The sequence below is a fragment of the Aestuariirhabdus litorea genome, assembly GCF_003864255.1.
Classification (GTDB): domain Bacteria; phylum Pseudomonadota; class Gammaproteobacteria; order Pseudomonadales; family Aestuariirhabdaceae; genus Aestuariirhabdus; species Aestuariirhabdus litorea.
Genome location: NZ_QWEZ01000002.1, coordinates 1075987 through 1101438 on the forward strand (window position 1 = coordinate 1075987; position 25452 = coordinate 1101438).

The window sequence follows — 25452 nt, forward strand, 5'->3', positions numbered from 1 at the left end:
CTGTCTCGGTGCGTGGGCTTGGCCTGCGCCAGCAAAAAGGGGATGCCCGCTCTGCGGGCATCCCCTTTTTTATGTCTCTAGAGGAGTGGGTAGCCGGTTAGAATTTATAACCGATACCGACCATATACACCCAGGGGTTGATATCCACATCCTTGGCTTTGACCCGTGTACCGGTGGTTTTGCCCTTGAACTCGGCTTCGGTCTGGATATTGAGCTTCCAGACGGAAGCGTTAACCGCGAGGTTGTCGGTGATAAAGTAATCGGCCCCGGCATGGAAGGCCATACCCCAGGAGTCATCCAGGTCCAGGTCATACTTTTCATTGACCGTCGTGACGGCTGCTAAGCCGTTTTCCAGCTGGCTGCTGGCTTCTTCGTCAAAGAAGGTGGTGTAGTTGATGCCCGCCCCCAGATAGGGCTGGAACTTGGAGTCGGTGCCGCCCAAAGGGTGGTAGAGCGCGGTTAGGGTCGGTGGAAGGTGCTTGGTGCTACCCGCTTTGTTAATCCCCAAAGCCGCCATCGTGGGCCCTTCAACCTTAATGTCATGCTCAAAGGGGGTGGCGGCCAGCAGGCCCAGTCCCACCTGATCGGTCACCATCCAGGTGAGGGTCAGTCCCAGCTGGGTATTGCTATCGATGCTGCTAACCTGGTTTCCTGCTAGAGGGCTACCGTTGAGCAAAAGGTCATCGCTGTCCTCACCGCTTGGGTTTACGCTGGCGGCGCCGGCACGAACAATAATATCCCCCGCCTCCAGAGCCATCGCCTGTCCCGACAGGGTCGCGCTGGCCGCAAGAATCGCCGTAAGAAGAGTCAGTTTTTTCATAGTTCAGATCCCTGTGTTGATTTCAGTGTGTCCAAAAACAGTCCTGTGGTGGATTCTATACTCCCCTAAAAAACGCTCGTATTGATATAACTCAACAAACGCTCTTTGTTGCGGGTGGCTATGGGGGGGTACTTGAATGGATTCGGTGATATATCTCATGCAGTGTTCGGCAAAGGCCATAAATGAATTTCATGATAGACCATTTTTATGCGGATCCAAGGGATCAAGCCTCTTTTGCTGATACACTTTCGAACCCATTCTCGCCGTTGACACAGGAGTCCCCGTGATTACCGACGCGTTTAGCCGTCTGCCTGTTGCGGCGCTGCTGCCAGAGGTGTTGCAGGAGTTAGAGCAGCGCCACAACCTTGTGTTACAGGCCCCCCCCGGCGCGGGTAAAACCACGGCCGTCCCCCTGGCGCTTTTGGATGCGCCCTGGTTGCAGGGGCGTAAAATCCTCCTGCTCGAGCCCCGGCGCCTTGCCGCTCGTGCCGCAGCGCAGCGGATGGCGTCCCTGCTGGGCGAGCAGGTGGGGGAGCGGGTTGGCTACCGGGTCTCGCTGGAGCGCCGGGTGGGACCCACTACCCGTATCGAGGTGGTGACCGAAGGGGTCTTGATTCGCCAGCTACAGAGCGATGCGGAGCTGGCGGACTATGGTGTCGTCCTCTTTGATGAATTTCATGAGCGCTCCCTGAATGCCGACCTCGGTTTGGCGCTGTGCCGACAGGTCCAGCAGTTCTACCGGGACCAGGACCCGCTCAAGTTGGTGGTGATGTCCGCCACCCTCGATGGTGCTCGGATCAGCCAGAGCCTGGACGACGCCCGCTTGCTGACCAGCAGTGGAAGGGCGTTTCCGGTGGCGGTGCACTATCGGGATATTGGCTCACTGGCGCGGGAGGCGGCGCAGTGGTACCCGGCCCTGGTCAACCTGTTACGCCAGCTGCTGAATGAGGAACGGGGGGATATTTTGCTGTTCCTGCCCGGTAGTGGTGAGATCCAGCGCCTGTCAAAGCTGCTGCAGGAAAATCCCGATTTTTCCGGCCTCTCACTCTGCCCCCTCTACGGGGAGCTGACCCCTGAGGAACAGCAGCGGGCCATCGCCCCCTCGGTGCCGGGCCAGCGCAAACTGGTGTTGGCCACGCCGATCGCAGAGACCAGCCTGACCATCGAAGGGGTGCGTATTGTGGTCGACAGCGGCCTGGTGCGACGCCCCTGCTTCGATCCGGTGTCGGGTATGACCCGCCTCGATACCCAGCGAATCTCTGCGGCCTCTGCCAGCCAGCGTGCGGGCAGGGCAGGTCGGGTGGAGGACGGCCTCTGCTACCGCTTATGGAGCGAGGGGGTGCGGCTGGAGAACCACTCCAAGCCGGAGATGCTGGAGGCCGATCTGGCCTCACTGGCCCTCGAACTGGCAACCTGGGGCGAGTTGGAGCCCGATGATTACCTGTGGTTGGATAGCCCGCCACCGGTCCACTACCGGGCTGCCTGTGAACTGCTGGAGGGGCTGCAGGCCCTCCAGCGGGATGCGCGAGGACAGTGGCAGGTCAGTGCCCACGGGAGGGCGATGGCGGAGCTGGGTATGCATCCGCGACTGGCGCATATGGTGATCCGTGCCAAGCGAGAGGGAATAGGTTACGCAGCCTGCCAACTGGCGGGCTTATTGAGTGAGCGGGACCTGCTGATCGCTCACTCCGGCTACCCCGATGCCGACATTATGCTTCGACTTTCCGTGATGGAGGGGGAGGCGGCACCTATGAAAATGAGTGTTCGTCATGGTGCGTTGCAGCGAGCGAGGCAGCTTTCCCGGCAGTGGCAACGCCAGTTCAGGGTTAAGTCTTCCCGTTATGATCGTTCACAGGTTGCCTGCCTGCTGGGGTGGGCCTATCCCGACCGGATCGCGCAGCGCCGTGGTGCCGAACCGGGTCGCTACCGGCTAGCTAATGGTAAAGGTGCCTCGCTGCCGGTCGATGATGCCATGGCCCATCACTCCTGGCTTGTCGTGGCCGAGCTGGGAGGAATGAAAAACAGGATTGATGCTCGTATTTTTCTGGCCTGCGAGCTGGACCCCGCGTTGTTACGTGAGCAGTTTGTTGACCAGATTATCAGCGTCAGGGAGGTGTGCTGGGACCCGCGCCAGCAACAGGTAGTCGCTCAGAAGCGAGAAACCCTGGGTGCTTTGACGGTTCAGCAGCGCCGCTTGCAGGAGCCCTCGGCAGCAGAGATACAAAGGGCGTTGTTGCAGGGGGTGAGGGAGCGGGGTATCGAGGCGCTGCCCTGGAGCGATGAAAGCCTTGCCCTGCGCCAGCGTTTTGCCTTTGCCGCCCGTTTTGACACGTCGATTCCCATCCTTGACGATAACTGGTTGCAGGCGAACCTGGAGCAGTGGTTGCTCCCTTACCTGGAGCGGCAGACCCGACTGGAGCAGCTAAAGGGGCTCGATTTCAGTCGCATGCTAATGGCTCTGCTGGATTGGGAGGGCCAACAGCGGCTGCAACAGCTGGCCCCCGAGCGCTGGACCGTTGCCTCGGGGTCTCGCCTGCGGATCGATTACAGTGACCCTGAGGCACCGGTGCTTAATGTCCGCCTGCAGGAGCTGTTCGGTTGCGCTACACACCCCTCTCTAGCCGGGGGGCAGCAGCCTTTGACCCTCAGTTTGCTTTCGCCTGCCCAGCGCCCCGTCCAGGTCACCCAGGATCTTGAGAGGTTCTGGCGTGGCAGCTATGCCGAGATAAAGAAGGAGATGAAGGGGCGTTACCCCAAGCATTACTGGCCCGATGACCCCCTGCAGGCAGAGCCCACCACGCGCACCAAGAAGCATATCAAGGGCGCCGGAGGGAACGCCGGCGCAGATTAAGCTTGCCCCGGCAGGAGCAGTGCTGGAAAGCAATCGCCGGCTGGGTAATACTTGATCGCAGGTCACCTCTATTGATGACGTAGAACGGAGCTCCATGAAAACGCGTTTCAGGAACAGGGTAGTGGTTGTAACCGGTGCAGCCGCGGGCATCGGTCGCCAGCTGTGCCTGCGCTTCGCCCAGGCCGGCGCCTGGATTGTGATGCTCGACCTGAAGCAGGAGCCCCTCGACGCGCTGGGTAACCAGCTGATGGTCAAACACAACACCAAAGCCCTGGGGCTGGTGTGCGATATCAGCGATCCCGACGCCGTGGCCCAGGCCTTTGATCGAATTCTCGACCAGTTTGGCGGTATCGACCTGCTGATCAATAACGCCGGTATTGTTCACCGCAGTGCCTTTGTGGACACCGAGCTTGAGGTGTTTCGACGGGTCATGGAGGTGAACTACTTCGGCTCTCTCTACTGCACCAAGTCGGCACTGCCGTCGCTGCTGGAGCGTAAGGGGATGATCATCGCCATGAGCAGTATGTCCGGGTTTGCCCCCCTCTGGCATCGCAGTGGCTACAGTGCCAGCAAGCATGCCCTGCACGGTCTGTTCGATTGCCTGCGTGTGGAGCTGGCGGAATCGGGTGTTCAGGTGATGATGGTTTGCCCCGGTTTCACCGCCACCGATATTCGCAAGAACGCCCTGCGCGCGGATGGCTCCATCCGTGGTGAGCCCTTCCCCTGGATCGGCGATGTGGCTTCGGCGGTGGATGTCGCCGAGGACGTTTTCCAGGGGGCCTTGAAAGGCAAGCGACTGCTGGTGCTCTCCAATGTGGGGCGCGGTTCGCGTTTACTCTATCGCTTCTTTCCCCAGCTGTTTGAGCGCCTGGTCTCAGCCCGTCTCAGCGGTGTGGGGGATCAAAAATCCTGAAGAGCCTGCTCAAAAGCTTTCGCTAACAATTCCCCGTCAGCCCCCTATAGTGTAAACACGGAATGACAGAGGAGGTTGGATTGTGGGATTACTGGTAGATGGCAAGTGGCAGGATCAGTGGTACGACACCGGTGAAAGCAATGGCGCCTTTGTGCGAGAGGGCGCCCAGTTTCGTAACTGGATCACAGCCGATGGCGCTCCCGGCCCCTCCGGAGAGGGGGGGTTCAAGGCGGAGGAGGGACGTTATCACCTCTATGTTTCCCTGGCCTGCCCCTGGGCCCACCGCACCTTGATCTTTCGTCAGCTGAAGGGGCTGGAATCACTCATTAGTATCAGCGTTGTGCATCCCGACATGCTTGAAAACGGCTGGGCGTTTGGCCGTGATATGGCAGGCACGACCGGCGATACCCTGTTTGGTCACGATTACCTGCATCAGCTCTATACCCGGGATACCCCGCAGTACAGTGGTCGTGTAACCGTCCCGCTACTCTGGGACAAGGAGCGCGAACGCATCGTCAGCAACGAGTCCTCGGAGATCATCCGTATGCTCAACAGTGCGTTTGACGATCTCACTGGCAATCGACTCGACCTCTACCCGACCGACCTGCGAGAGACCATCGACCGCCTTAACCGGCGCATCTATGAAGAGGTCAACAACGGTGTCTACCGGGCGGGGTTTGCGACCACCCAGCGGGCCTATGAGGAGGCGGTGGTTGCCCTGTTTGGTGCGCTGGACTGGCTGGAGCTGCATCTGGCCGATCACCGCTATCTGGCGGGGGAGCGGATCACCGAAGCGGATTGGCGTCTATTTACCACCCTGGTGCGGTTTGATGCGGTCTATGTCGGTCACTTCAAGTGCAACCTGCGGCGTATTGCCGACTATACTCACCTGAGTCACTACCTGAGGGAGCTTTACCAGTGGCCCGGGGTCTCCGTTACGGTGGATATGCAACATATAAAAAGGCACTACTACTACAGTCACGGCCAGATCAACCCCACCCGAGTGATACCGGTCGGTCCTTTGTTTGACCTGAGTGCCCCTCATGATCGCGGTCGGCTTGAGAGCCTGTAGCTAAAGAAAAACGCACTGTTGCCGATCTTGTAGCATGGCGCGCCGTTTCCTGCTGGCCAGGGTGATGGCGGCTTATTCACGTCTTTGTTATGAGGAAGGTGCTATGGGCTCCTGGTCAATTCAATGGAAGATAACGATTGCCACCGGGCTTTGCCTGCTGGTGACCACCGCAGCGGTGATGGGGTACTCCATTCATGCGGCGAACCAGTCCCGCGAGTTTGTCTATCAGGAGTCCAGGGCTGTCAGCGATGAGATGGTGCAGTCCCAGTTACGCGCCACCCTCAGCAACCAGGCCCGGGCGGTCAAGGAGAGCTTCGAAGAGGCCTATTACCGCGCCGATATGCTGGCCTCGAACCTCCTCTCCTTCCGCAAGACCGCCGAAGATACCTTCATGGACAGCACCGACCTGCGCGAAGGGATCAACCTGGTGTTGCAAAGGGCCCTCACCCAGTACACCAACTTCCTGGGCATCTACCTGGTGTTTGAGAAGGATGCCCTCGATGGACAGGACAGCAGTTTTATCGAAGATGCTGAGCGGGGGGCCAACGAAACAGGGCGGATCTCGGTCTACTGGGCTCGGGATCCGGAAAAAGGGGTTATCTCCGAGGCGATGGACGAGGAGATGCTGGCGGATAACTCCATTGATGACCAGGGCAATGCCCAGAATGAGTGGTACGAATGCTCCCGTCGCACCCAGACGGTTTGTGTGATGGAGCCTTATGAGGACGAGGTGGACGGCAAATCGCTCTTTATGACCTCCCTCTCCGTTCCCCTTCTGCAGGATGGGAAACTGTTGGGGGTGCTGGGTATCGATATTGCGTTGACCGAGGTGGCGCAGCTGGTCAAGGCGCTGGACCAGGAGCTGTTTGATGGCCAGGGTCGCATCATTATTGTGGGCAGTCGCGGCATTCTGGCGGGTTATGATGAGCAACCGGAGTTGGCAGGGATAAAGATCGAAAACGCCCTCGAGCCCGCCCTCGCTGCGCGAATCTCCGGCTTGCAGTCTGCCGGCAGGGTGGAGATCCGCCTGTCGGAGGATGGTACTTCGGTGGAGGCCTTCAGCCCGGTTTCGGTGGGGCATACCGACAAGAATTGGGGGGTCTTTATTGAGGTGCCCCAGACGGCGGTCTATGCCAGTGCCAATGCCCTGGAGACCAAACTGGTGGAGCGGGGCAAGAACAGCACTTTGGTGGGCGTGCTGGTGGCGTTGGTGATCGCAGCACTGGCTCTGCTGCTGATCTGGCTGGCCGCCCGTCAGCTGGTTCGCCCCCTGCAGGGGGTCGCGCGGCGACTGCAAGATATCGCCAGTGGGGAGGGGGATCTCACCCGCCGCCTCGACGTGGCCAGCCAGGACGAGGTGGGGGAGCTGTCGCGCAACTTCAACCTCTTTATGGATAAGCTCCAGGGTATCATTGGTGATGTGGTGACGTCGGTGGAGCAGGTTCGCGGGACCGCGGACCGGGCGGCGAGGGTGTCGGATCACACCAGCCAGGGGGTTATGGGGCAACTTGGAGAGGTGGACCTGGTCGCCACCGCCTCGGAGGAGATGACCGCCACCGCCCATGATGTGGCGGAAAACGCGGCCCGTGGAGCAGAATCGGCGCGCGAAGCGGATGAAGCCGCGGCCGAGGGTAAGCACGTGGTGGCCCAGACCACCGAGACCATCGAGAAGCTGGCGCAGGAGCTGGAACAGTCGATGGCGGTGGTCGAGCGACTCGCCGCGGATAGCGACAATATCAACAAGATTTTGGGGGTGATCCAGGGGATTGCTGAACAGACCAACCTGTTGGCCCTCAACGCGGCCATCGAAGCGGCCCGGGCGGGCGAACAGGGGCGAGGTTTTGCGGTGGTGGCCGATGAGGTTCGCAGCCTCGCCCGGCGCACCCATGACTCCACAGAAGAGATTCAGGCGTTGATCAGCCAGCTGCAGGCCGGCACCCGCGAGGTGGTGGAGGCCATCACTGCGGGTAACGCCAGTGCCGGCGTCAGCGTCAAGCAGGTTCAGCAGGCGGTTTCATCGCTGGAACGGATCACCCAGTCGGTCTCCATCATCAACGACATGAACCTGCAGATTGCCAGCGCCGCCGAGCAGCAGAGTGCGGTCGCGGAGGAGATCAATCGCAACATGGCCTCGATTCGCATGGCTTCCCAGGATGTGAGTGAGCAGGCGAGCGAGTCGGCGCGCATCAGCGGTGAACTCACCGGGCTGGCGGACCAGCAGCAGGCCCTGGTGGGGCAGTTTCGTATCTAGTGGCGTTTAGCCCTCTGGGTTTCCGCTTATAAAGCCACGGATGGCGTTGTCTTTGCGTAGAGCACGAATAAACCATTTGAGGGCGCGGCCTTCGCTGCCGCTGCGCCAGGCGGCGACGGTTTCTATCTGGCTGGGACGTTGGGCATCCCGGGTGTTGAGTTCGACCAGTGCTCCACTGGCCAGCTCCTTGCGGATCGCGGCCCGGGGCAGGTAGCCCACCCCCAGCCCCTCCTTCTGGGCCAGTATCTTGCTGCGGATATCGGGAACTGTCAGTCGCTGTTGGCGGTCGAGGATGCCGTGGGTGCGCGGTGGCAGGTGTCGGGAGCTGTCGCGAACCACCACCGATGTGTACTCCCGGATGGTCTCCGGTGCCAGGGGTTGCGAGGCCTCGGTCAGGGGGTGGTCGGGATGGGTCACAAAGATAAACTCATGGGTGCCCAGTGGAAGGGTGTTGAAGCTCTTGCCGGGACGCGCGCTGGCGCTGGCTCCGATCGCCAGGTCGGCACGCTTGCAGGTGAGCGCATCCCAGCACCCCATCAGCACTTCGTGGTGCAGCTGTATCTCGACCCCGCTCTGGTGCTGGTTAAAGGCTTGAATTAAAGGGAATACCCGATCAAGGGGAATAATGGAGTCTACCGCGATGGAGAGCCGGGTTTCCCAGCCAGTGGCGGCCTGGCGAGTGGCATCTGCCAGCTCGGCGGTGGCCTCCAGAATCTGCCGGCCACGCTCCAGCAGCAGCTCGCCGGCCGGCGTCAGGACGGCACGGTGACCCGCTCGGTTGAAGAGGGTGACATCCAGATCCTGCTCCAGCTTCTGTACGGTGTAGGAGATGGCGGAGGGAACCTTGAACAACTCGTCGGCCGCGGCGGCGAAAGAACCACGACGATTAATGGCGTCGATCACCTGCAAGGCTTCAATGGTAATGGGGTTGGCCATGACCGGCTCCTAGCGGGGTGAGGTCTGGTTAGCCTGGATTCTGAGGGGTAGCCAGCGCCGCAGCAGGGGCTCAAGCTCGCCGTTGCCCTGAATCTGCTCGAGAAAGCCGTTGAGCTTTGCCAGCAGCGGCCGGGATGCGGGGGAGACTGCCCAGGCGATCGCCTCCTTGGTCAGTGGCTGGTTGAGGCTGATCAGTTCATTGAAGGCGCTGTCCTGGGTAATCATCCAACTGGTCTGGGCATCGTGGATCACATAATCAATCTCGCCGGCGGCCAGCACCGCCAGCGCCTGATCAATGGTATCGAAGGAGAGCATAATGGCCGATGGGTATTCGTTGGTGACCAGCTGCTCGCCGGTGGTTCCGCGCTTGACGCCAATCCGGCGCCCGCTGCGGGTCAGCTGCCAAGGCTCCCCCAGCAGCGCGATATTGCGCTGGTGGATAATGGCCATCTGTCCCGTGTGGGTGACCGGAGCGCTGAAGAGAACGCGCGCAGAGCGTTCGGGGGTAATGCTGATACCGGACATGGCCAGGTCGATGCTGCCACTTTCCAGTGCGGGTATCAGGTCGGGGAAGGGCATCACCCGGAACTCAACCGGCTGTCCGAGGAAGTGACCCAGTTGGTGGGCCAGGTCGATCTCGAGTCCGCTCAGCTTCCCCTCCTGCTGGAGACTGAAGGGGGGGTATTGGCCCGAGGTGCCCACCCTCAAGCCGGCCGCCTGAAGGGTGATCGGAAGCAGGAAAGTCAGCAGCAGCAGGTAACGGAGGTAGGGGCGTCTCAAAAGGGGGACTCCATGGGATGATCATTGATTAGATAATACCTATCCTTCAACCAGTTACCAGCGCCTGGCGTGGAATTCGGCGGATGTGAGTCGTACAATGGCGCCCCTGTATCCGGGTGGTGTTCGGTCGACTGAGCGGGAAGGGCCTATACTTGACGAGCCCTCTGCGGTAGTTATGTGGGTCCCCGAAACGACCGGTGCCCGGATGCGCCGCAGCTTGCTGCGGTAGCCATCCATGGGGGAGGTGCGAGCAGCGGCCGCCAGAGCCGCCCCGTGCACACATGCCTAGAGCGGAGAGATTGATGAGCCAGCAGCTGAATGAATTGCTTGAACTTCTCAAGCTGGAAAAGATAGAGGAAAACCTGTTTCGGGGACAAAGCCAGGATCTTGGGTTCCCCAATGTGTTTGGCGGGCAGGTAATGGGGCAGGCCTTGTCGGCTGCCAAGCAGACGGTGGACGAAAGCCGTTCGGTCCACTCCTTCCACAGTTATTTTCTGCGCCCGGGTAATACCCATAAGCCGATTGTGTATGAGGTGGACTGCATCCGCGATGGTAAGAGCTTTACGACCCGGCGGGTGGTGGCGATCCAGAACGGGAACCCCATCTTTTTCATGTCGGCTTCCTTTCAGGTGGATGAGCCGGGCTTCGACCACCAGGCGGCGATGCCCGATGTGGAGGGTCCCGACAACCTGCAGACCAAAACCGACCTGTACCGGCAGTATGAGCACCTGATTCCGGAACCGGTGCGTGAAAAGCTGGTGTGCGAGCGGCCCATTGAGGCTCGCCCCCTGAACCCGCAAAATATGGTGGACCCCAAGGTAATGGAGGCCAAGAGCTTTATCTGGTGTCGAGCCGTGGGGGCGATGCCCGATGACCTGCGTATTCACAAATACCTGCTGGCCTACGCCTCGGATTTCGATTTTCTCCCGGTTGCGCTCAACCCCCACGGTGAGAGCTTCTGGCGACCCCATATGCAGGTGGCCACCATCGACCATGCCATGTGGTTCCATCGCCCTTTCCGCTTCGACGACTGGCTGCTCTACGTGGTCGATAGTCCCAGCGCCTGTGGTGCCCGAGGGTTGGTGCGTGGCCAGTATTTCAACCAGCAGGGAGAGCTGGTCGCCTCGACCATCCAGGAGGGGCTGATTCGGAACCGAAAGGGGTAGCCATGTCCCCAGACCACCTCTCCCGCAAGCGCCTGTGGGTGTTTGACCTCGACGGTACCCTGACTCGCCCTGTCCATGATTTTGCGGCGATCCGACGGGTATTGGGGGTGCCCCCCCAGGAGGATATCATCGCTTACCTCGACCAGCTGCCGGCGGAGGAGTCCCGCCGGCGCCACCGCCAGCTGCAGCAGATTGAGTACGAGCTGGCCTGTCAGAGCGAGGCTGCGCCCGGTGTTGTGGAGTGCCTTCGGTGGCTGGCGCGTAACGCCGAGCTGGGGGTCCTGACCCGCAACACCCGCGACCATGCCCTTCTCTCACTTGAGGCGATCGGTGTGGGTGAGCTGTTTGCCGCAGACGCGGTACTGGGTCGGGAGTGTGCTCCCCCCAAGCCCGCTCCCGATGGAATCTGTCAACTGATGGCGCGGGTGGGAGCGACCCCGGTGCAGTCGGTCATGGTGGGGGATTTTGTGCATGACCTGAGGGCCGGGCGCTCAGCGGGGGTCACCACTGTACACGTCGATTTCAGGGGGCTGTTTGAGTGGGCGGAGCTGGCGGACCACCGCTTTGATGACTTCTCGCAGCTGCATGCATTCCTGCTGGGTGGGGTCCCTGAGCCCTGAGGCGCGTGCCTATCAAATTATTTGAATAAGTTGCTCGTTTCTTTCCGCTATCGCTTTTTCTGTGTGCTCTTAGAATAGCGCCATGATCCATTCCACCGGATAACAGAGAGGGTGATATGTCCAACCTATTGGTAATCAACAGCAGCCTGCGCAGTCAGGGTGCCAACTCAACCGCACTGACCGAAAACTTCCTGCAGCAGTGGCGCCTGCAACATCCCCGGGACCAGATTGTCCAGCGCGATATGGCCACCGACCCCATCCCCCATCTGGATGAGGCGATGGTGGGTGCCTTCTTCACTCCCGCCGACCAGCGCACCGATGCCCAGCAGGCACTGGTCAAGCGCTCCGACGACCTGGTGCGGGAGCTGCAGGAGGCGGATGTGCTGGTGTTGGGGGTACCGATGTACAACTTCGGGATTCCCTCCACCCTCAAGGCCTGGATCGACCACGTGGCCCGCGCCGGTTTGACATTTACCTACACCGAACAGGGTCCCAAAGGGTTGCTGGAAGGTAAAACCGCCTACATCCTGGCGGCCCGCGGTGGACGCTACCAGGGCACCCCTATGGATACCCAGAGCGCTTATCTGCGGGATGTGTTGGGCTTTATCGGCATAACCGATGTGCACTTTGTCTACGCCGAAGGACTCAATATGGGGGAGGAGAGCTTCTCGGAGGGGGTCTCTGGAGCCGATTCCCAGATCAACGCGCTGCTGGCCTGATTCAAGCGGTGCCCGCCGTTAAAAGGCCACCTCCGGGTGGCCTTTTTTTGTGATGGATTACTGGCTGGCTGTGTTTGGCTAGCCAGCCGCGGGAGGACCCCTTTCAGGGTTGCGTAGGCTCCTTGCCGTGCAGGATTTTGGGCCAGTAGGTGGAGAAGTTAAACTCCGGGCTGTGGGAGGCGTTGTGGCACTGGCGGCAGGTGGACTCATCCGGTTTGGGGGTGGCCAGCGCCACTTTGCCGGCGGATTCGGCGTGCTCGCGCCCGGCACCGTGGCAGTTCTCGCACTGCACATTGGCCAGCTGCGGGGTAGTGAACTGGTCGAGGTAGCCCCCCTCAACCCCCAACCCGACCGTATGGCACTGCAGGCACTCCGGGTCGTAGGATTTTCCCACCGCCTGCAGGTCGGCGATTGCCTTGGCGTGTTCGCTGCCCTGCCAGGTCTTGCCGCTTTGGGGGTGACAGAGAGCGCACTGCTGATTGCCAACGAAGGGGCTGGTGCCCTCCATGCGCGCTTTCCGCTGTTCGACCCGCTGCTGGTAGAACTGCTTGATCTCTTCGTTGTAGTCGCTGTACCACTGGGCCAGCTCGGGGGCGTCGGGGACGCTGGGCGGCAGGGTGATCACCTGGTGCTGCCACTGCTGAATGCGCCCCTCGGGGCTGATCTCCAGACTCAGCCTGCCGAGGCGCATACCTCGCGAGCCCGGTTGGACCACCAGGGTCTGCCCCAGCTGCTGGGGCTCACCCACCTGTTCGTAGAGGGGTTCGATCAGCAGCAGGTCGATCAGCGCCAGGGGAAGGGTCTGCTGCGCTTGCTGCCTGCTCAGGGTGGTGCCCACCACTGTGGTTTCGCCCCGCTCGCGGGCCGCCTTCAGTGCCTCGGCCAGTGCAGTGGGGACGGTCTCGACCTTGCGGTTGGTTTCGCCCATCTGGCGGTAGGGAGAGGTGAGGGGGTCGAGCCACTGGAAATAGCGAAAGCGGGCCTGGGATCGCTGGATGAGCACTGAGGGGGCAAACTCATCCCCTTCCCAGTTACTGGCCACCCAGGGGAGTTGGGCACTTTTGAGGGCATCGAAGCCATAGGCCAGGTCGGTCCACTGTAACCCCACTGCATCGTACTTGAGCTGTTCGATGGCGGCGAGAATATAGCGGTTCTTGATCTTGTTGCTGGTCATCTGTGCCGACAGCAGGCCGCCGGCCGTAATAGCGACCAGCTCGCTGTCCTGTTGGCGCAGTTCGCCCAGGGCGGTGGCCCGGCGTTTTAATCCACCCATATCGCCCGCCTCGGAACAGCCGCAGGGCTCCAGCTCGCCGTCCATATTGCCGGAGTAAACCAGCGTGATCGATGCTGCCAGGCTGCTGCTTGCGATCAAGGTGAGGAGCAGGGTAAGGGCAAGGCGAAGTGTCTGCGTCATGGGGGGATCGATCCGTCATCTGTATTGCGCGCAGTGTAGTCCTGGCCTTAGGGGTTGTCATCCGTTGATAGGGGCATCAGCCGGGAGGCTGTGGTAGATTTAGGTGACAATGATCGAATCAGAGGTGATAAATGGAGTGGATCACCCGCTGGGCCATGACAGTGGTGGTGGGGCTGGTGGCGTCGGCTGTTGCGGCCGCACAGGAGCCCGTGCACGGGGTGGTGCTGCAGTATCACCACGTCGACGACAACACCCCCTATGTGACCTCGACGCGACTCAAGGATTTCCGCGCACAACTCGATTACATCGACCGGCACGGTTTTAGTGTCTGGTCGTTGCCACGGCTGGTGGCGGCCCTGCAGCAAGGGGACGCTGTTCCCGACCGGGTGGTGGCGATCACCTTTGATGATGCTTACCTGTCGATCTACGAGAATGCTTTTCCGCTGCTGAAGCAGCGTAATTGGCCCTTCACGGTGTTCGTCAGCACCGATTTTGTCGATGCCGGAGCGCGTCTCAGCCTCTCCTGGCCACAGCTGCGCGAGATGGTGGCGGCGGGCGCCACGGTGGGCAACCATACCCGCACTCATCTCCACATTCCCAGGCTGGAGGCGGGGGAGAGCGACCCGCAAAGACTGCAGCGGGTGCGTGACGAGGTGGTGGGTGCCCAGCAGCGTATCGATCAGGAGTTGGGGGAGCAGCCCAGGCTGCTGGCTTACCCCTACGGAGAGGTCGATAGCGCGGCCAGAGAACTGGTTGAGGCGTTGGGCTACGTCGCTTTTGGCCAGCAGTCGGGTGCCATGGGGACGCAGTCGGATTTTGCCTTCCTGCCACGCTTTCCCGCCTCGGGTGCCTACGCCGGGGTGGATGACCTGGCGGTCAAACTCTGGTCTCTGCCTCTGCCTGTGGTGGCGGAAACCCCGGCCTCCATGGTGTTGCCGGAGGCGGAACTGCGCCCCCGGCTGGAACTGCAGCTGGCCCCGGGCGCCTACCGTGACCACCAGCTTGCCTGTTTTGCCAGTGGCCAGGGGCGCATGCCGGTTCAGGTGGATCGGATCAGTGTCGGGGGCGAGGAACGTATACGGGTCACTGTGCGGGCAGAGCAAGGCCTGGAGCCCGGGCGCAGTCGCTATAACTGTACCGCCCCGGATCTGCGCGGCCAGCGCTACTACTGGTACTCCAAGCCCTGGCTGCGTACCGGGTACTGGGATTAGGCCGGATCTCTCCTCCACTTTCGGCTAAGGGAGGGTTGCTCGTGTTCCGTGGTTGTGTGAGTCTGTTTCTTTTCTAATCGGATTCGGCTGGGTTTCTCCTATGGTTTTTGAGCGTGTACTGCTAACGGTTGCGCCGCTGGTCATTATTGTCGCGGCGGGCTATCTCTACGGGCGTTTCCAGAAGCCCGATATCAGTGCTGCCAACAAAATGAACATGGATCTCTTTTGCCCGGCGCTGATCCTGTCGGTGATGTCGGCCAAAAGCTTTGAGCCGGCGGCCTATGGCAACCTGATGCTCGGTTGTGTGATTGTGGTGCTGGGGTCCGGTTTGCTGTTGTGGCCGATTGCTCGTCTGGCCGGCTTCAACCCCCGCGCCTTTCTCCCCCCCATGATGTTCAACAACTCAGGCAACATGGGAATCCCACTGATTGTGCTGGCCTTTGGCGAAGAGGCGATGGCAGTAGGGGTGGTGCTGTTTATCGTGGAGATGGTGCTGCACTTTACGGTCGGGCTCTATGTGATCGATCACCGTACCCGGCTGATCAATATTCTGCGCATTCCCATGATTCTGGCGACCATTGCGGGCCTGGCCCTCAGCCTGTTGGATCTCAGTATCCCTCAGTGGTTCTCGGTGCCGGTCGATATGCTGGGGCAGATCTGTATCCCCCTGATGATGTTTTCCCTGGGGGTGCGACTGTGCTCGGTGGACCTCACCGATTGGCGGATTGGTCTGGCCGGAGCCATCGCTTGCCCCCTGAGTGGCGTCATCTGCGCGGCCTTCGCGCTGGTCTGGTTGCCCCTGAGCCCGCTGGAAAGTGCCGCCTTGATGGTGTTCGGGGCGCTGCCGCCGGCGGTGCTCAACTACATGGTGGCTGAGCAGTACAAGCTGGAGCCGGCGCGGGTGGCCTCAATCGTCATGCTGGGTAACCTGGCCAGCCTGGTCACCATTCCATTGGTGCTGACCTACGTGCTGAGTTGACGCCCCCCATGGGCTGGACGCTGGAGCGAATATTGATCTGTATCGATCTTTTATGCTCTATTGGCTGCTATGCTCAGTGACTGGTGAGTCATACCCGCTGTCAGTTCAGGACACTAAGCGCCCCAGCCCCACATCGCAGGGGCCGAGGCCGTAACAGGAGAATGGAATATGTTGCCCGAAGTCAAAACCATCATCTACGCCACCTCGCTGGGTAAGCACACTCGTCCGGTGTTTCGCCAGGCGATCAAAATGGCGCAGGCCTATAACGCCCGTATCATCATGATCCATGCCCTGGAGCCGGTGAGTGACTTTGTGCACGCCATGGTGAGCTCCTACCTGCCGGAAGGTAAGGCCGCTGAGCTGCGCAAAGAGGGTGAGGAGCGCATTCTCCAGCAGATGAAGCAGCGGGTTGAGAAGTTTTATGAGGAGGAGATGAGTGACCTGCCCGACGTCGGTAACCTGGTCTCCCACCGGGTGGTGGCGGAAAGTAACCTGGTGGACCTCGTGATGCGTACCATCGAGAAGTTTGATGGCGATATGGTGGTGTTGGGTTGCCAGAACAGTTTTGGCCACCACAGCCAGACGGCAGCCCAGCTGGTTCGCCACAGCCCGGTGCCGGTATTGGTGGTGCCCAATAACCCCACCTGATCACTGTCGCTACAATAGACAGTGAATAACACGCCAGCGTCCTCCGGGTCGCTGGCGTTCTGTTTTAAGCGCCGGCGAACAGAATGCCGGGCGGCTCCCTCCCCTTGGCTGGCTTGGCGCTGATCGCCTTGAATCGAGCCCATAAATCAGGCTATATAGGCTCAGGTTATAGATGCGCCGCCTACCCTTTTTAAAATCTATTAAAAAGATGGGGCAGCGGACTGCTATTGGGTGCTAAATCCCTTACTATACAGTCCGTTATGCATTGACCTCGAACAAAACCAATTAGATCGATAACGAGAACGAAGACAATGATCAAAACACTAAGCAAAACTCTGTTAGGAGTGGCTGTTAGCGCGGCCGTTATGGGGGCCTCTGTCGCACAGGCGGAAATCAAGGTGGCTCTGGCGGGTCCTGTTACCGGACCCGTTGCCCAGTACGGTGACATGCAGTTCACCGGAGCCAAGATGGCGATCGAGATGATCAACAAGGCCGGCGGCGTGAACGGCGAGATGCTTGAAGCGGTTGTCTATGATGACGCCTGCGACCCCAAGCAAGCGGTGGCGGTAGCCAACAAGATCGTCAATGACGGTGTCCAGTTTGTAGTGGGCCACCTCTGCTCCAGCTCCACCCAGCCGGCTTCCGATATCTACGAGGATGAAGGCATCCTGATGATCACCGCTGCCTCCACCAACCCCGATATCACCACCCGTGGTTACCAGCTGGTGTTCCGCACCATCGGTCTGGACAGTGACCAGGGCCCGACTGCGGCCAAGTACATCGCCGGTCAGGTGAAGCCCTCCCGCGTTGCCGTTATCCATGACAAGCAGCAGTACGGTGAAGGTATCGCAACCAGCGTCAAGAACGGCCTGGAGCAAGCGGGCGTTGCCGTTGTCGCCTTCGAGGGTGTGACTCCCGGTGACAAGGACTTCTCCGCCCTGATCGCCAAGCTGAAGAAAGAGAACGTCGATTTCGTCTACTACGGTGGTTACCACCCCGAGCTGGGCCTGATTCTGCGCCAGTCTGCCGAGAAGGGCCTGAACGCCAAGTTCATGGGGCCTGAGGGCGTGGGCAACAAGGACATCAGCGCCATCGCCGGTGCGGCCTCTGAAGGCCTGCTGGTGACCCTGCCCAAGAAGTACGACCTGGATCCGGCCAACAAGCCGATCGTGGATGCGATCAACGCCAAGGGTGAAGATCCCACCGGTCCCTTCGTATGGACGGCCTATGCTGCGGTTCAGGCAATGGTCCAGGGTATGGGCAGCGCCTCTGATGCTACTGGCGTAGCCGACTACCTGCGTAGCAACAAGGTTGATACGGTAATGGGTCCCCTGGAGTGGGACACCAAGGGTGATTTGAAAGGATTCGACTTTGGTGTCTTCGAGTGGCATGCCGATGGCACTTCCAGCTCGCTCTAAGCCTTAGCAAGTAAGGAAAGCGCCCTTTACCAACCGGTGGGGCGCTTTTTTGATATTCGAGAGTATATATGTCTGAGTCCTTTCTCTATTTTGTGCAGCAGCTGCTTAATGGCCTCACCATTGGCAGTACCTATGCACTGATCGCCATCGGCTACACCATGGTCTATGGCATCATCGGTATGATCAACTTCGCCCACGGCGAGGTGTATATGATCGGCAGTTACGTCGCTTTCATTGTCTTGGCTGCCCTGGCCATGTTGGGTATCGAAAGCCTGCCCCTGTTGCTCTGTGCTGCGTTCCTGATCAGCATGATCGTGACCAGTAGCTATGGCTACAGTATCGAGCGTATCGCCTACCGTCCCCTGCGCGGCGGTAATCGCTTGATCCCCCTGATTTCGGCCATCGGTATGTCGATCTTCCTGCAGAACCTGGTGCGTATGGCGCAGGGCTCCCGCGATGTGGCCATGCCCAGCCTGATCACCGGCGGCTGGGAGATTGGTTCTGCGGAGGGCTTCCAGGCCACCCTCTCCTATATGCAGGTGGTTATTTTTGCCGTTACCTTCGTCAGTATGACGGCCCTCACCCTGTTTATCTCCCGCTCCCGCATGGGGCGTGCCTGTCGGGCCTGTGCCGAAGATCTCGGCATGGCCAACCTGCTGGGTATCGACACCAACCGCATCATCGCCCTCACCTTCGTGATCGGCGCCGCGCTGGCCGCTGTCGCCGGTGTATTGCTGGGCACCTACTACGGCGTGATTAACCCCTATCTGGGCTTCATGGCGGGGCTGAAGGCCTTTACCGCCGCGGTACTCGGTGGCATCGGCAGCATCCCGGGTGCGGTGCTGGGTGGGCTCCTGCTGGGTCTCTCTGAGGCCTTTACTGCGGGCTATTTCAGCACCGAGTACAAGGATGTGGTCTCCTTCCTGTTGCTGGTCTTTGTGCTGTTGTTCCTCCCCTCGGGCATTCTCGGTAAGCCGGAGGTAGAAAAGGTATGATCCAGAAACATAACCTCTTTAATGCCGTTGTCGCGACGGTTGTCCTGCTGATCCTCTCCGGCTTCCTGATGGGGCTGAACCTGGTCAACGAAGGCACCGGCCTGGTGGTCAAGGTTGCTAACCCTGACACCCTGTGGGCGGTGGTCAGCGCGGCCATCATCGTGTTCCTGTTCCAGCTGTTCCGCCAGCCCATCATGGCGGGTGCCAAGGTCGCCACCGGCTCTCTGCCGAGCCTGCCCGCGATGCCGGACCTGCGTTCCAACCCCAAGCTGAAGAACCTGCTGATGGCCTTTGGCCTGGCAGCGCTGATGATCTGGCCCTTCTACGCCAGCCGGGGCTCCATCGACCTGGCCACCCTGACCCTCATCTACGTGATGCTGGGGCTGGGGTTGAATATCGTTGTGGGGCTGGCAGGGCTGCTCGACCTGGGCTATGTCGGCTTCTACGCGGTCGGTGCCTACACCTACGCACTGCTCTCCACCTATTTCGGCCTCTCCTTTTGGGTTTGCCTGCCGATCGCGGGGCTGATGGCCGCCTTTTTCGGCTTTATTCTCGGCTTCCCGGTGCTGCGTTTGCGGGGTGACTATCTGGCGATCGTGACATTGGGCTTCGGCGAGATCATCCGTATCCTGCTCAACAACATGACCGACCTGACCGGTGGCCCTAACGGCATCAGCCAGATTCCCAAACCCACCCTGTTCGGGCTCGAGTTCAACCGCACCCTCAAAGATGGCGGTAGCGGTCTCTTTCATGACTTCTTCGGGCTCAGCTACAACGGCAGCTACAAGGTAATCTTCCTCTACCTGCTGGCGGTGGTGTTGGTATTGATCACCCTGTTTGTGATCAACCGCCTGTTGCGGATGCCGATCGGTCGTGCCTGGGAGGCGCTGCGCGAAGATGAGATCGCCTGTCGTTCGCTGGGGCTTAACCCCACCGTGATCAAGCTGACCGCCTTTACCATTGGTGCGGCCTTTGCCGGGTTTGCAGGCTCCTTCTTTGCCGCACGCCAGGGCTTTATCAGCCCCGAGTCCTTTATCTTTATCGAGTCAGCGATCATTCTCGCCATCGTTGTACTGGGTGGAATGGGCTCCCAGATGGGGGTGATTCTGGCGGCGATTGTAATGACCGTGTTGCCCGAGCTGGCGCGCGAGTTCCAGGAGTACCGGATGCTGATGTTCGGTCTCATGATGGTGTTTATGATGGTGTGGCGTCCCCAGGGGCTGCTGCCGATGAAACGACCCCACTTGGAGCTGCGTAGCCGATGAGTAATGTATTGTTGAAAGCCACCGGCCTGAGTATGCGCTTCGGTGGCCTGCTGGCGGTTGATGGTGTTGGCTTGACCGTCAATGAACGTGAGATAGTGTCGGTGATTGGCCCCAACGGGGCTGGTAAGACCACCGTTTTCAACTGCCTGACCGGGTTTTACAAGCCAACCGCTGGAGAGATCCTCTACAAGGGCAACCCGATTCAGGGATTGCCTGGCCACAAGATCTCCCAGCTGGGGGTGATTCGAACCTTCCAGCATGTACGCCTGTTCAAGGAGATGACGGTGATCGAAAACCTGCTGGTCGCCCAGCATCGTCACCTGAAAACGGGGTTGCTCGCCGGACTCTTCAAGACCCCGGCTTTCCGGCGTTCCGAATCGGAAGCGATGGATCGTGCGGCCCATTGGCTGGATCGGGTCAAACTCACCGAGTTTGCTAACCGTGAAGCGGGTAACCTGGCGTACGGACAGCAGCGTCGGCTGGAGATTGCTCGTTGCATGGTGGCCTCTCCTGATTTGCTCATGCTGGATGAGCCGGCCGCTGGCCTCAACCCCAATGAAACCAAGGAACTGGATGAGCTGATCGTTAGCCTGCGTGATGACGATGGCATCTCCATTTTGCTGATTGAACACGATATGAAGCTGGTGATGGGTATCTCCGACAATATCGTGGTGGTCAACCAGGGACGCCCCCTGGCGACTGGCACTCCGCAGGAGATCCTGCAGAATCCTGATGTGATCAAAGCGTACCTGGGCGAGGAGTAAGCTGATGTTGACGCTAAAGAATGTATCGACCCATTACGGCAAGATTCAGGCGCTGCACGATGTCTCGGTTCAGGTTAATGAAGGTGAGATCGTTTCTCTTATCGGTGCAAACGGCGCTGGCAAGAGCACGCTTTTGATGACGGTATGCGGTGATCCGCGCCTTAGCTCTGGTTCTGTGGAGTTTATGGGGCAGGATATTTCGCAGAAAAAAACCTCCGATATTATGCGCAGCGGGATTGCTGTTGTGCCCGAAGGGCGTCGGGTGTTTTCCCGCCTGACGGTGGAAGAGAACCTGCACATGGGAGGTTTTTTTACCGACAAGGGTGAGTTCGACAGCACACTAGAGCATGTCTATCAGCTCTTTCCCCGCCTCAAGGAGCGCCAGAACCAGCGTAGCGGCACCATGTCCGGTGGTGAGCAGCAGATGCTGGCGATAGGCCGCGCCATGATGAGCCGTCCCAAACTACTGTTTCTCGATGAGCCCTCCCTCGGGCTGGCGCCGCTGATTATTCAGCAGATTTTCGACATCATCGAGCAGCTGCGCAGCGAGGGAATGACCATCTTCCTGGTGGAGCAGAACGCGAACCAGGCCCTGCGCCTGGCCGATCGGGGCTACGTGCTGGAGAACGGTCGTATCGTGCTGGAAGACAGTGGCGATGCCCTGTTGACTAACGAGGAGGTTCGTAAGGCCTATCTGGGGGGCTGATCCGGCTCCCCTGTCAGTCCGCCTCCCCAAGGGGGCGGATGACCGGCCCTTTTTCCTCCCCCGGCCCTGTGCACGCGAGGCTTTGACCCGCTGGACTTCTTACTGGTAGATGTTTCTATACTGCTCTAGGATCAATCCATGACTCCCGGTAGCTTTTTCTCGACCCTTTCGCTGCGCACCCGCCTGTTGCTGATCATCAGCCTTGCGCTCGCTATCCTGCTGCCTCTCTCCTATATACTGGCCTACCAGCTTATCTTTCCCCGCTTTGTCGACCTGGAGACGCAGCGCCTGGATTCCGACCGCAGTGCGCTGGAAACAGCGCTGATGCTGCGGGTCAAGAGCGTCAGGTCGGTGGCCCGGGACTGGGCACAGTGGGATGACAGCTATGAGTTCGTTGCCGGCAATAACAGTGAGTACGTCGCTGATAACCTGGACATTGAGTCGATCGTTAACCTGGATGTTAATCTGCTGGTTTTTTTCGACCTCAGCGGGCGAGTAGTGCGCAGTGTTAATGTCGACCTGGACCGCTTGACCCGGCGGCCGATACCGGCAGGCCTGACCCAGCTCCTGCTGCAGCCTGAGCGCATTTTGGATCAAGCCCCCCCCCGCCCCCGCAGTGGCTTGCTGGCCGTTGACGGGCTTTTGGTGGCACTGGCGATCGAACCGATCACCGACTCCAACCGCGAGCAGGCGAGTAACGGGTGGTTGATGGCGGTGCGATACCTGGATGGCTCGCTGGAACAGGATACTGAGCACCTGGTGGGAACCTCGTTCGACCTGCGTTGGGCCACTCACCCGGCATTCAATGATGCTGATCGGGCGGTACTGGCAAGCCTGGCCGCAGGCGAGCAGACACTGAGCCTGGATGGAGAGCAGCAGGGTACGCTGGAGTATCGAGTAGACGATATCCTCGGCCAGCCGATTCTGGTACGGATCCAAAGTGCGCTCTCCATTATGGAGGAGGGGAGGGTGGCGCTGGCCCGCTACCAGTGGATCTTGCTGCTGGTGCTTTCGGTGGTGATGCTGATGCTGACCTGGGCCATCAATTGGGGCGTACTGTCGCGCCTGCGTCGGTTGCAGGAGAGTGTCCATAATGTCGGGATAGACGCCGCTGCTGAAGTGGTGGAGTTGTCGGGACGAGATGAGCTGGCGCAGCTTTCCAGTGATATTGCATGGACCCTAGAGCGTTTGCGTACCGGAAAAGAGCGCCAGAAACTGCTGATGGACCAGCTGCTTGATGGCTTTATCGAGTTTGACCTGCTTGGCTATGTGAGGGTGGCTAACCTTTCGATGGCGCGTATGCTGGGGGTAGAGCGTAACGATCTTCTTAATAGCCATTACAACCGCCTGGTTCCGCCCGAAGCGGCGGCGTCGATCGGTGAATTTTTACAGTGGGTGACCCAAGAGCCGGCCACCACCAGCCGGGAGGTTCTGGAGGTCACTCGCCCGAGTGGTGAATCTCTGTTTGTGGAGGTCAGTGCCTCGGCGATCCTCTCAATCAAAGGGGAGGTCAAGGGGGTTCGCAGCCTGGTGCGGGATGTCACCCACCGTCAGCAGGAGCACCTCGAGCTCTCCCACCGGGCTTATCACGACCCCCTGACCGGGCTCTATAACCGGGCAGCGCTAACCAACGAAATTGATGAGCTGCTGCGCCAGCGTCACTACCGGAAACTCACCATGGGGGTGCTCTATCTCGATATCGACCATTTCAAGCGGGTCAACGATACGCTGGGGCACCAGTGTGGCGACCTGTTGCTGAAGCAGATTGCCAGCCGCCTGCGGGACTGTTTGCGAGAGAGCGATATTGTGGCCCGCATTGGAGGGGACGAGTTCGTGGTGCTGTTGCAGCACGGAGACAGTCAACACTTCGAAGTGGTCGCCGACAAGTTGATCCGCTCCATCCGTGAGCCTTTTATGGTACAGGGACATCGAATCGATTATCTCGGGGTCAGCGTGGGGATCAGCCTGTGCCCCCAACACAGCGAGCTGCCCGATGAGCTGATCCACCTGGCTGATCGAGCCATGTACATGGCCAAACAGCGTGGTTCCAGCTACGCCTTCTATCGTCATAGCCTGGGCTAGCGGCAAAGGGAGCGCTGGTGCGTGGGGCAGGCACCCTTGCAGATAAAAGCGTATTTGGTTTTCATCTTACCCGTCATCAGTTTACAGGAGTCCGTCAAAATGAGCCCAGCGTTACAAGCCGCCTTCTACGATAATCCCATGGCGAAAAGCCTTGAGTCCCGCGTCCTGGCTGTGGAAGGAGACCGGGTGATGCTTGAACGCACCCTGTTTTATCCGGAAGGGGGCGGCCAGCCCGGTGACCAGGGTAGCTGGCTTACGGCCACGGGCACCTCGCTTAAGGTGACTGATACTCGCAAGGGAGAACTGCCGGGGGAGATCTGGCACCAGCTTGAAACCGATGCCCACGGGCTGGCGGTGGGAGACCTGCTGCAGCAGACGCTGGACTGGGAGCGGCGCTATCGCCTGATGCGGATGCACAGCGCGTTGCACCTGCTCTGTTCGTTGGTTCCACGGGGGGTAACCGGCGGCTCGGTGGGGCTCGAGCGCAGCCGCCTGGACTTTGACCTGGGGGATGCCGCAGTGGATAAACTGGAGCTGACCGAACGTCTTAATCGACTGGTCGAGGCGGGGCTGGAGGTTACCAGCGAATGGATTAGCGACACCGAGCTCGATGCCAATCCGGAGCTGGTGCGGACCATGTCGGTGCAACCGCCGCGGGGATCTGGAAGCGTCCGCATGGTGCGCATGGGCGGAGTGGATTACCAGCCCTGTGGCGGAACCCACGTACTCAACACGTCAGAGATCGGAGCGGTCACCATCAGCAAGATCGAAAATAAGGGTAAGCTCAACCGCCGCATACACCTGCAACTCAACGACTGAAGACTCAGGCCTCAGCCGTCTCCAGCTGCCCGGCTACTTGTTGCAGGGTGGTGCGCAGCCACTGCTGTGCCGGGTGATGTTCCATGCGCGCGGTCCACACCAGGTGCACGCGCACCGGGTCGGCGATAAAGGGCAGCGGCAGGACCTGTAACCCGAAGCTCTCCTGATACTGCCTGGCCATGGCCACGGAGGTGACGCCGATGGCGTTGCTGCGCCCTACGGTCGCCAGCATGCCAATCAGGGAACCGTGTTCGCAGTAGATGCGGCGGGGTCTTAACCGTTCGCGGATAAGCAGGTCGGCCAGGGTGATGTTCTGGCGCCTGAGGTTAAAGATCACATGCTCCTCCCGGTAGTACCCCTCGCGGTCCAGTGTGCCCTCTATGCGCGGGTGGCCACGCCGGGCGATACAGCAGATCGGTTGCTGTTGCAGGGCAAGGCTGCGCAACGAGGCCTGCTGGGGCTCGATGAAGTCGATCAGCAGGTCCACCTTGCCGCCAATCAGGTGGTCGTAGATCAGTGACTCCTGACTGGGCATGTCGCGGAAGACGATGCGGGAGGCTGCCCCCTTGAGCCGCTGGTCCAGCAGTGGCTGCAGCTGGTGAATCGCCGGCTCCATGGCATAGACCTGAAAGGTGCGTGCACTCTGGAGGGGGTCAAAGCGCTCAAAGCTGTGCAACGCACTCTCGATCTGCAACAACGGTGACTCCAGCTGCTCATGCAGCTGATGGGCGGCGCTGGTGGGTTGGATGCCGCGCCCGGAACGCACAAACAGCTCCTCACCGATCGCCTGCCTGAGGCGGGCAATGGCGTTGCTGACCGACGACTGGGTCAGGTCGAGCTCGGCGGCGGCCTGGGTAAAGGAGCCGGTGCGGTAGACCACGCTGAAACAGCGCAGCAGGTTGAGGTCGAAGTGGCGCTGCTGAGGCATAATCTATTTATATTATGAATAATTAAAATAAATATAGCCTAGGTTATCTTTGGGTGACAGCCCCTTACCCTGCGGTGAGATCCATAACAACATCA

The 25452-nt window shown here is 60.0% G+C and carries 22 protein-coding genes; 17 read left to right on the plus strand and 5 right to left on the minus strand.

Annotated elements, in window-relative coordinates; translation table 11 throughout:
* Positions 1–97 precede the first annotated feature (97 nt).
* Positions 98–820, minus strand: a complete 723-nt coding sequence (locus D0544_RS15150; RefSeq protein WP_125017607.1) for an OmpW/AlkL family protein — start codon at positions 818–820, stop codon at positions 98–100.
* Positions 821–1103: 283 nt separating this feature from the next.
* Here D0544_RS15150 and hrpB point away from each other — a divergent pair, with 283 nt between their 5' ends.
* From hrpB to D0544_RS15170, 4 genes are all read left to right on the plus strand, one after another.
* Positions 1104–3671, plus strand: a complete 2568-nt coding sequence (gene hrpB / locus D0544_RS15155; RefSeq protein WP_125017609.1) for an ATP-dependent helicase HrpB — start codon at positions 1104–1106, stop codon at positions 3669–3671.
* A 94-nt stretch (positions 3672–3765) separates the two neighbouring features.
* The gene (locus D0544_RS15160; protein WP_125017611.1) at positions 3766–4584 is read left to right on the plus strand and encodes an SDR family oxidoreductase; all 819 of its coding nucleotides are present in this window, start codon (positions 3766–3768) and stop codon (positions 4582–4584) included.
* 82 nt (positions 4585–4666) lie between these two features.
* Positions 4667–5656, plus strand: coding sequence for a glutathione S-transferase family protein (locus D0544_RS15165; RefSeq protein ID WP_125017613.1), 990 nt, complete (start codon positions 4667–4669; stop codon positions 5654–5656).
* A 103-nt stretch (positions 5657–5759) separates the two neighbouring features.
* The gene (locus D0544_RS15170; protein WP_164880945.1) at positions 5760–7907 is read left to right on the plus strand and encodes a methyl-accepting chemotaxis protein; all 2148 of its coding nucleotides are present in this window, start codon (positions 5760–5762) and stop codon (positions 7905–7907) included.
* A 6-nt stretch (positions 7908–7913) separates the two neighbouring features.
* On the opposite strand, the gene D0544_RS15175 is transcribed toward D0544_RS15170, so the two are convergent.
* Together D0544_RS15175 and D0544_RS15180 are read right to left on the minus strand one after the other, a co-directional pair.
* The gene (locus D0544_RS15175; RefSeq protein WP_125017617.1) at positions 7914–8843 is read right to left on the minus strand and encodes a LysR substrate-binding domain-containing protein; all 930 of its coding nucleotides are present in this window, start codon (positions 8841–8843) and stop codon (positions 7914–7916) included.
* A gap of 9 nt (positions 8844–8852) precedes the next feature.
* Positions 8853–9623 carry a transporter substrate-binding domain-containing protein gene (locus D0544_RS15180; protein ID WP_125017619.1) on the minus strand — a complete coding sequence of 257 codons (771 nt, stop codon included), beginning with the start codon at positions 9621–9623 and terminating at the stop codon, positions 8853–8855.
* A gap of 302 nt (positions 9624–9925) precedes the next feature.
* Here D0544_RS15180 and tesB point away from each other — a divergent pair, with 302 nt between their 5' ends.
* The 3 genes from tesB (at position 9926) to D0544_RS15195 (ending at position 12128) form a co-directional block, all read left to right on the plus strand.
* Positions 9926–10789, plus strand: a complete 864-nt coding sequence (gene tesB / locus D0544_RS15185) for an acyl-CoA thioesterase II (protein ID WP_125017621.1) — start codon at positions 9926–9928, stop codon at positions 10787–10789.
* 2 nt (positions 10790–10791) lie between these two features.
* Positions 10792–11409 (plus strand): HAD family hydrolase, encoded by a 618-nt coding sequence (locus tag D0544_RS15190; RefSeq protein WP_125017623.1) that lies wholly within the window; start codon positions 10792–10794, stop codon positions 11407–11409.
* A 116-nt stretch (positions 11410–11525) separates the two neighbouring features.
* Positions 11526–12128 carry an FMN-dependent NADH-azoreductase gene (locus D0544_RS15195; protein ID WP_125017625.1) on the plus strand — a complete coding sequence of 201 codons (603 nt, stop codon included), beginning with the start codon at positions 11526–11528 and terminating at the stop codon, positions 12126–12128.
* A gap of 103 nt (positions 12129–12231) precedes the next feature.
* Here the strand turns inward: D0544_RS15195 and D0544_RS15200 are convergent, their stop codons facing one another.
* Complete coding sequence (locus tag D0544_RS15200; RefSeq protein ID WP_125017627.1) at positions 12232–13542, minus strand: multiheme c-type cytochrome; 1311 nt, start codon at positions 13540–13542, stop codon at positions 12232–12234.
* A 131-nt stretch (positions 13543–13673) separates the two neighbouring features.
* Between D0544_RS15200 and D0544_RS15205 the strand changes: the two genes are divergently transcribed.
* The 10 genes from D0544_RS15205 (at position 13674) to D0544_RS15250 (ending at position 24429) form a co-directional block, all read left to right on the plus strand.
* A complete protein-coding gene (locus D0544_RS15205; RefSeq protein WP_125017629.1) occupies positions 13674–14753 on the plus strand; it encodes a polysaccharide deacetylase family protein in 1080 nt (359 codons plus the stop codon).
* A 100-nt stretch (positions 14754–14853) separates the two neighbouring features.
* Positions 14854–15732: an AEC family transporter gene (locus tag D0544_RS15210; protein ID WP_125017631.1), complete on the plus strand. Its 879-nt coding sequence runs from the start codon at positions 14854–14856 to the stop codon at positions 15730–15732.
* Positions 15733–15900: 168 nt separating this feature from the next.
* A complete protein-coding gene (locus D0544_RS15215; protein ID WP_125017633.1) occupies positions 15901–16380 on the plus strand; it encodes a universal stress protein in 480 nt (159 codons plus the stop codon).
* 311 nt (positions 16381–16691) lie between these two features.
* Positions 16692–17798, plus strand: a complete 1107-nt coding sequence (locus tag D0544_RS15220) for a branched-chain amino acid ABC transporter substrate-binding protein (protein ID WP_207905901.1) — start codon at positions 16692–16694, stop codon at positions 17796–17798.
* A gap of 68 nt (positions 17799–17866) precedes the next feature.
* Positions 17867–18793 carry a high-affinity branched-chain amino acid ABC transporter permease LivH gene (livH, locus tag D0544_RS15225; RefSeq protein ID WP_125017635.1) on the plus strand — a complete coding sequence of 309 codons (927 nt, stop codon included), beginning with the start codon at positions 17867–17869 and terminating at the stop codon, positions 18791–18793.
* A complete protein-coding gene (locus tag D0544_RS15230; protein WP_125017637.1) occupies positions 18790–20058 on the plus strand; it encodes a high-affinity branched-chain amino acid ABC transporter permease LivM in 1269 nt (422 codons plus the stop codon). The genes livH and D0544_RS15230 overlap by 4 nt, the downstream gene beginning before the upstream one ends.
* Entirely contained in the window at positions 20055–20822 is a 768-nt protein-coding gene (gene livG, locus D0544_RS15235; RefSeq protein ID WP_125017639.1) for a high-affinity branched-chain amino acid ABC transporter ATP-binding protein LivG, read from the plus strand. Before D0544_RS15230 ends, livG begins: the two co-directional genes overlap by 4 nt.
* Positions 20823–20826: 4 nt before the next feature.
* Complete coding sequence (locus D0544_RS15240) at positions 20827–21528, plus strand: ABC transporter ATP-binding protein (RefSeq protein ID WP_125017641.1); 702 nt, start codon at positions 20827–20829, stop codon at positions 21526–21528.
* Positions 21529–21666: 138 nt separating this feature from the next.
* On the plus strand, positions 21667–23610 hold the full coding sequence (locus tag D0544_RS15245; protein ID WP_125017643.1) for a sensor domain-containing diguanylate cyclase: 1944 nt from the start codon (positions 21667–21669) through the stop codon (positions 23608–23610).
* Positions 23611–23709: 99 nt separating this feature from the next.
* Entirely contained in the window at positions 23710–24429 is a 720-nt protein-coding gene (locus D0544_RS15250) for an alanyl-tRNA editing protein (protein WP_125017645.1), read from the plus strand.
* Between the two features lie 4 nt (positions 24430–24433).
* Here the strand turns inward: D0544_RS15250 and D0544_RS15255 are convergent, their stop codons facing one another.
* A complete protein-coding gene (locus tag D0544_RS15255; RefSeq protein WP_125017647.1) occupies positions 24434–25357 on the minus strand; it encodes a LysR family transcriptional regulator in 924 nt (307 codons plus the stop codon).
* Between the last annotated feature and the right edge of the window lie 95 nt (positions 25358–25452).

What these genes read in the sequence shown, in the direction of transcription:
- D0544_RS15195 (WP_125017625.1), top strand. Translation starts at nt 11,526, where the DNA reads ATGTCCAACCTATTGGTAATCAACAGCAGCCTGCGCAGTCAGGGTGCC.
- D0544_RS15240 (WP_125017641.1), top strand. Translation starts at nt 20,827, where the DNA reads ATGTTGACGCTAAAGAATGTATCGACCCATTACGGCAAGATTCAGGCG.
- D0544_RS15205 (WP_125017629.1), top strand. Translation starts at nt 13,674, where the DNA reads ATGGAGTGGATCACCCGCTGGGCCATGACAGTGGTGGTGGGGCTGGTG.
- D0544_RS15250 (WP_125017645.1), top strand. Translation starts at nt 23,710, where the DNA reads ATGAGCCCAGCGTTACAAGCCGCCTTCTACGATAATCCCATGGCGAAA.
- D0544_RS15215 (WP_125017633.1), top strand. Translation starts at nt 15,901, where the DNA reads ATGTTGCCCGAAGTCAAAACCATCATCTACGCCACCTCGCTGGGTAAG.
- D0544_RS15230 (WP_125017637.1), top strand. Translation starts at nt 18,790, where the DNA reads ATGATCCAGAAACATAACCTCTTTAATGCCGTTGTCGCGACGGTTGTC.
- tesB (WP_125017621.1), top strand. Translation starts at nt 9,926, where the DNA reads ATGAGCCAGCAGCTGAATGAATTGCTTGAACTTCTCAAGCTGGAAAAG.
- D0544_RS15190 (WP_125017623.1), top strand. Translation starts at nt 10,792, where the DNA reads ATGTCCCCAGACCACCTCTCCCGCAAGCGCCTGTGGGTGTTTGACCTC.
- D0544_RS15160 (WP_125017611.1), top strand. Translation starts at nt 3,766, where the DNA reads ATGAAAACGCGTTTCAGGAACAGGGTAGTGGTTGTAACCGGTGCAGCC.
- D0544_RS15245 (WP_125017643.1), top strand. Translation starts at nt 21,667, where the DNA reads ATGACTCCCGGTAGCTTTTTCTCGACCCTTTCGCTGCGCACCCGCCTG.
- D0544_RS15175 (WP_125017617.1), bottom strand. Translation starts at nt 8,843, where the DNA reads ATGGCCAACCCCATTACCATTGAAGCCTTGCAGGTGATCGACGCCATT.
- D0544_RS15220 (WP_207905901.1), top strand. Translation starts at nt 16,692, where the DNA reads ATGATCAAAACACTAAGCAAAACTCTGTTAGGAGTGGCTGTTAGCGCG.
- livH (WP_125017635.1), top strand. Translation starts at nt 17,867, where the DNA reads ATGTCTGAGTCCTTTCTCTATTTTGTGCAGCAGCTGCTTAATGGCCTC.
- D0544_RS15255 (WP_125017647.1), bottom strand. Translation starts at nt 25,357, where the DNA reads ATGCCTCAGCAGCGCCACTTCGACCTCAACCTGCTGCGCTGTTTCAGC.
- D0544_RS15200 (WP_125017627.1), bottom strand. Translation starts at nt 13,542, where the DNA reads ATGACGCAGACACTTCGCCTTGCCCTTACCCTGCTCCTCACCTTGATC.
- livG (WP_125017639.1), top strand. Translation starts at nt 20,055, where the DNA reads ATGAGTAATGTATTGTTGAAAGCCACCGGCCTGAGTATGCGCTTCGGT.
- D0544_RS15170 (WP_164880945.1), top strand. Translation starts at nt 5,760, where the DNA reads ATGGGCTCCTGGTCAATTCAATGGAAGATAACGATTGCCACCGGGCTT.
- D0544_RS15150 (WP_125017607.1), bottom strand. Translation starts at nt 820, where the DNA reads ATGAAAAAACTGACTCTTCTTACGGCGATTCTTGCGGCCAGCGCGACC.
- D0544_RS15210 (WP_125017631.1), top strand. Translation starts at nt 14,854, where the DNA reads ATGGTTTTTGAGCGTGTACTGCTAACGGTTGCGCCGCTGGTCATTATT.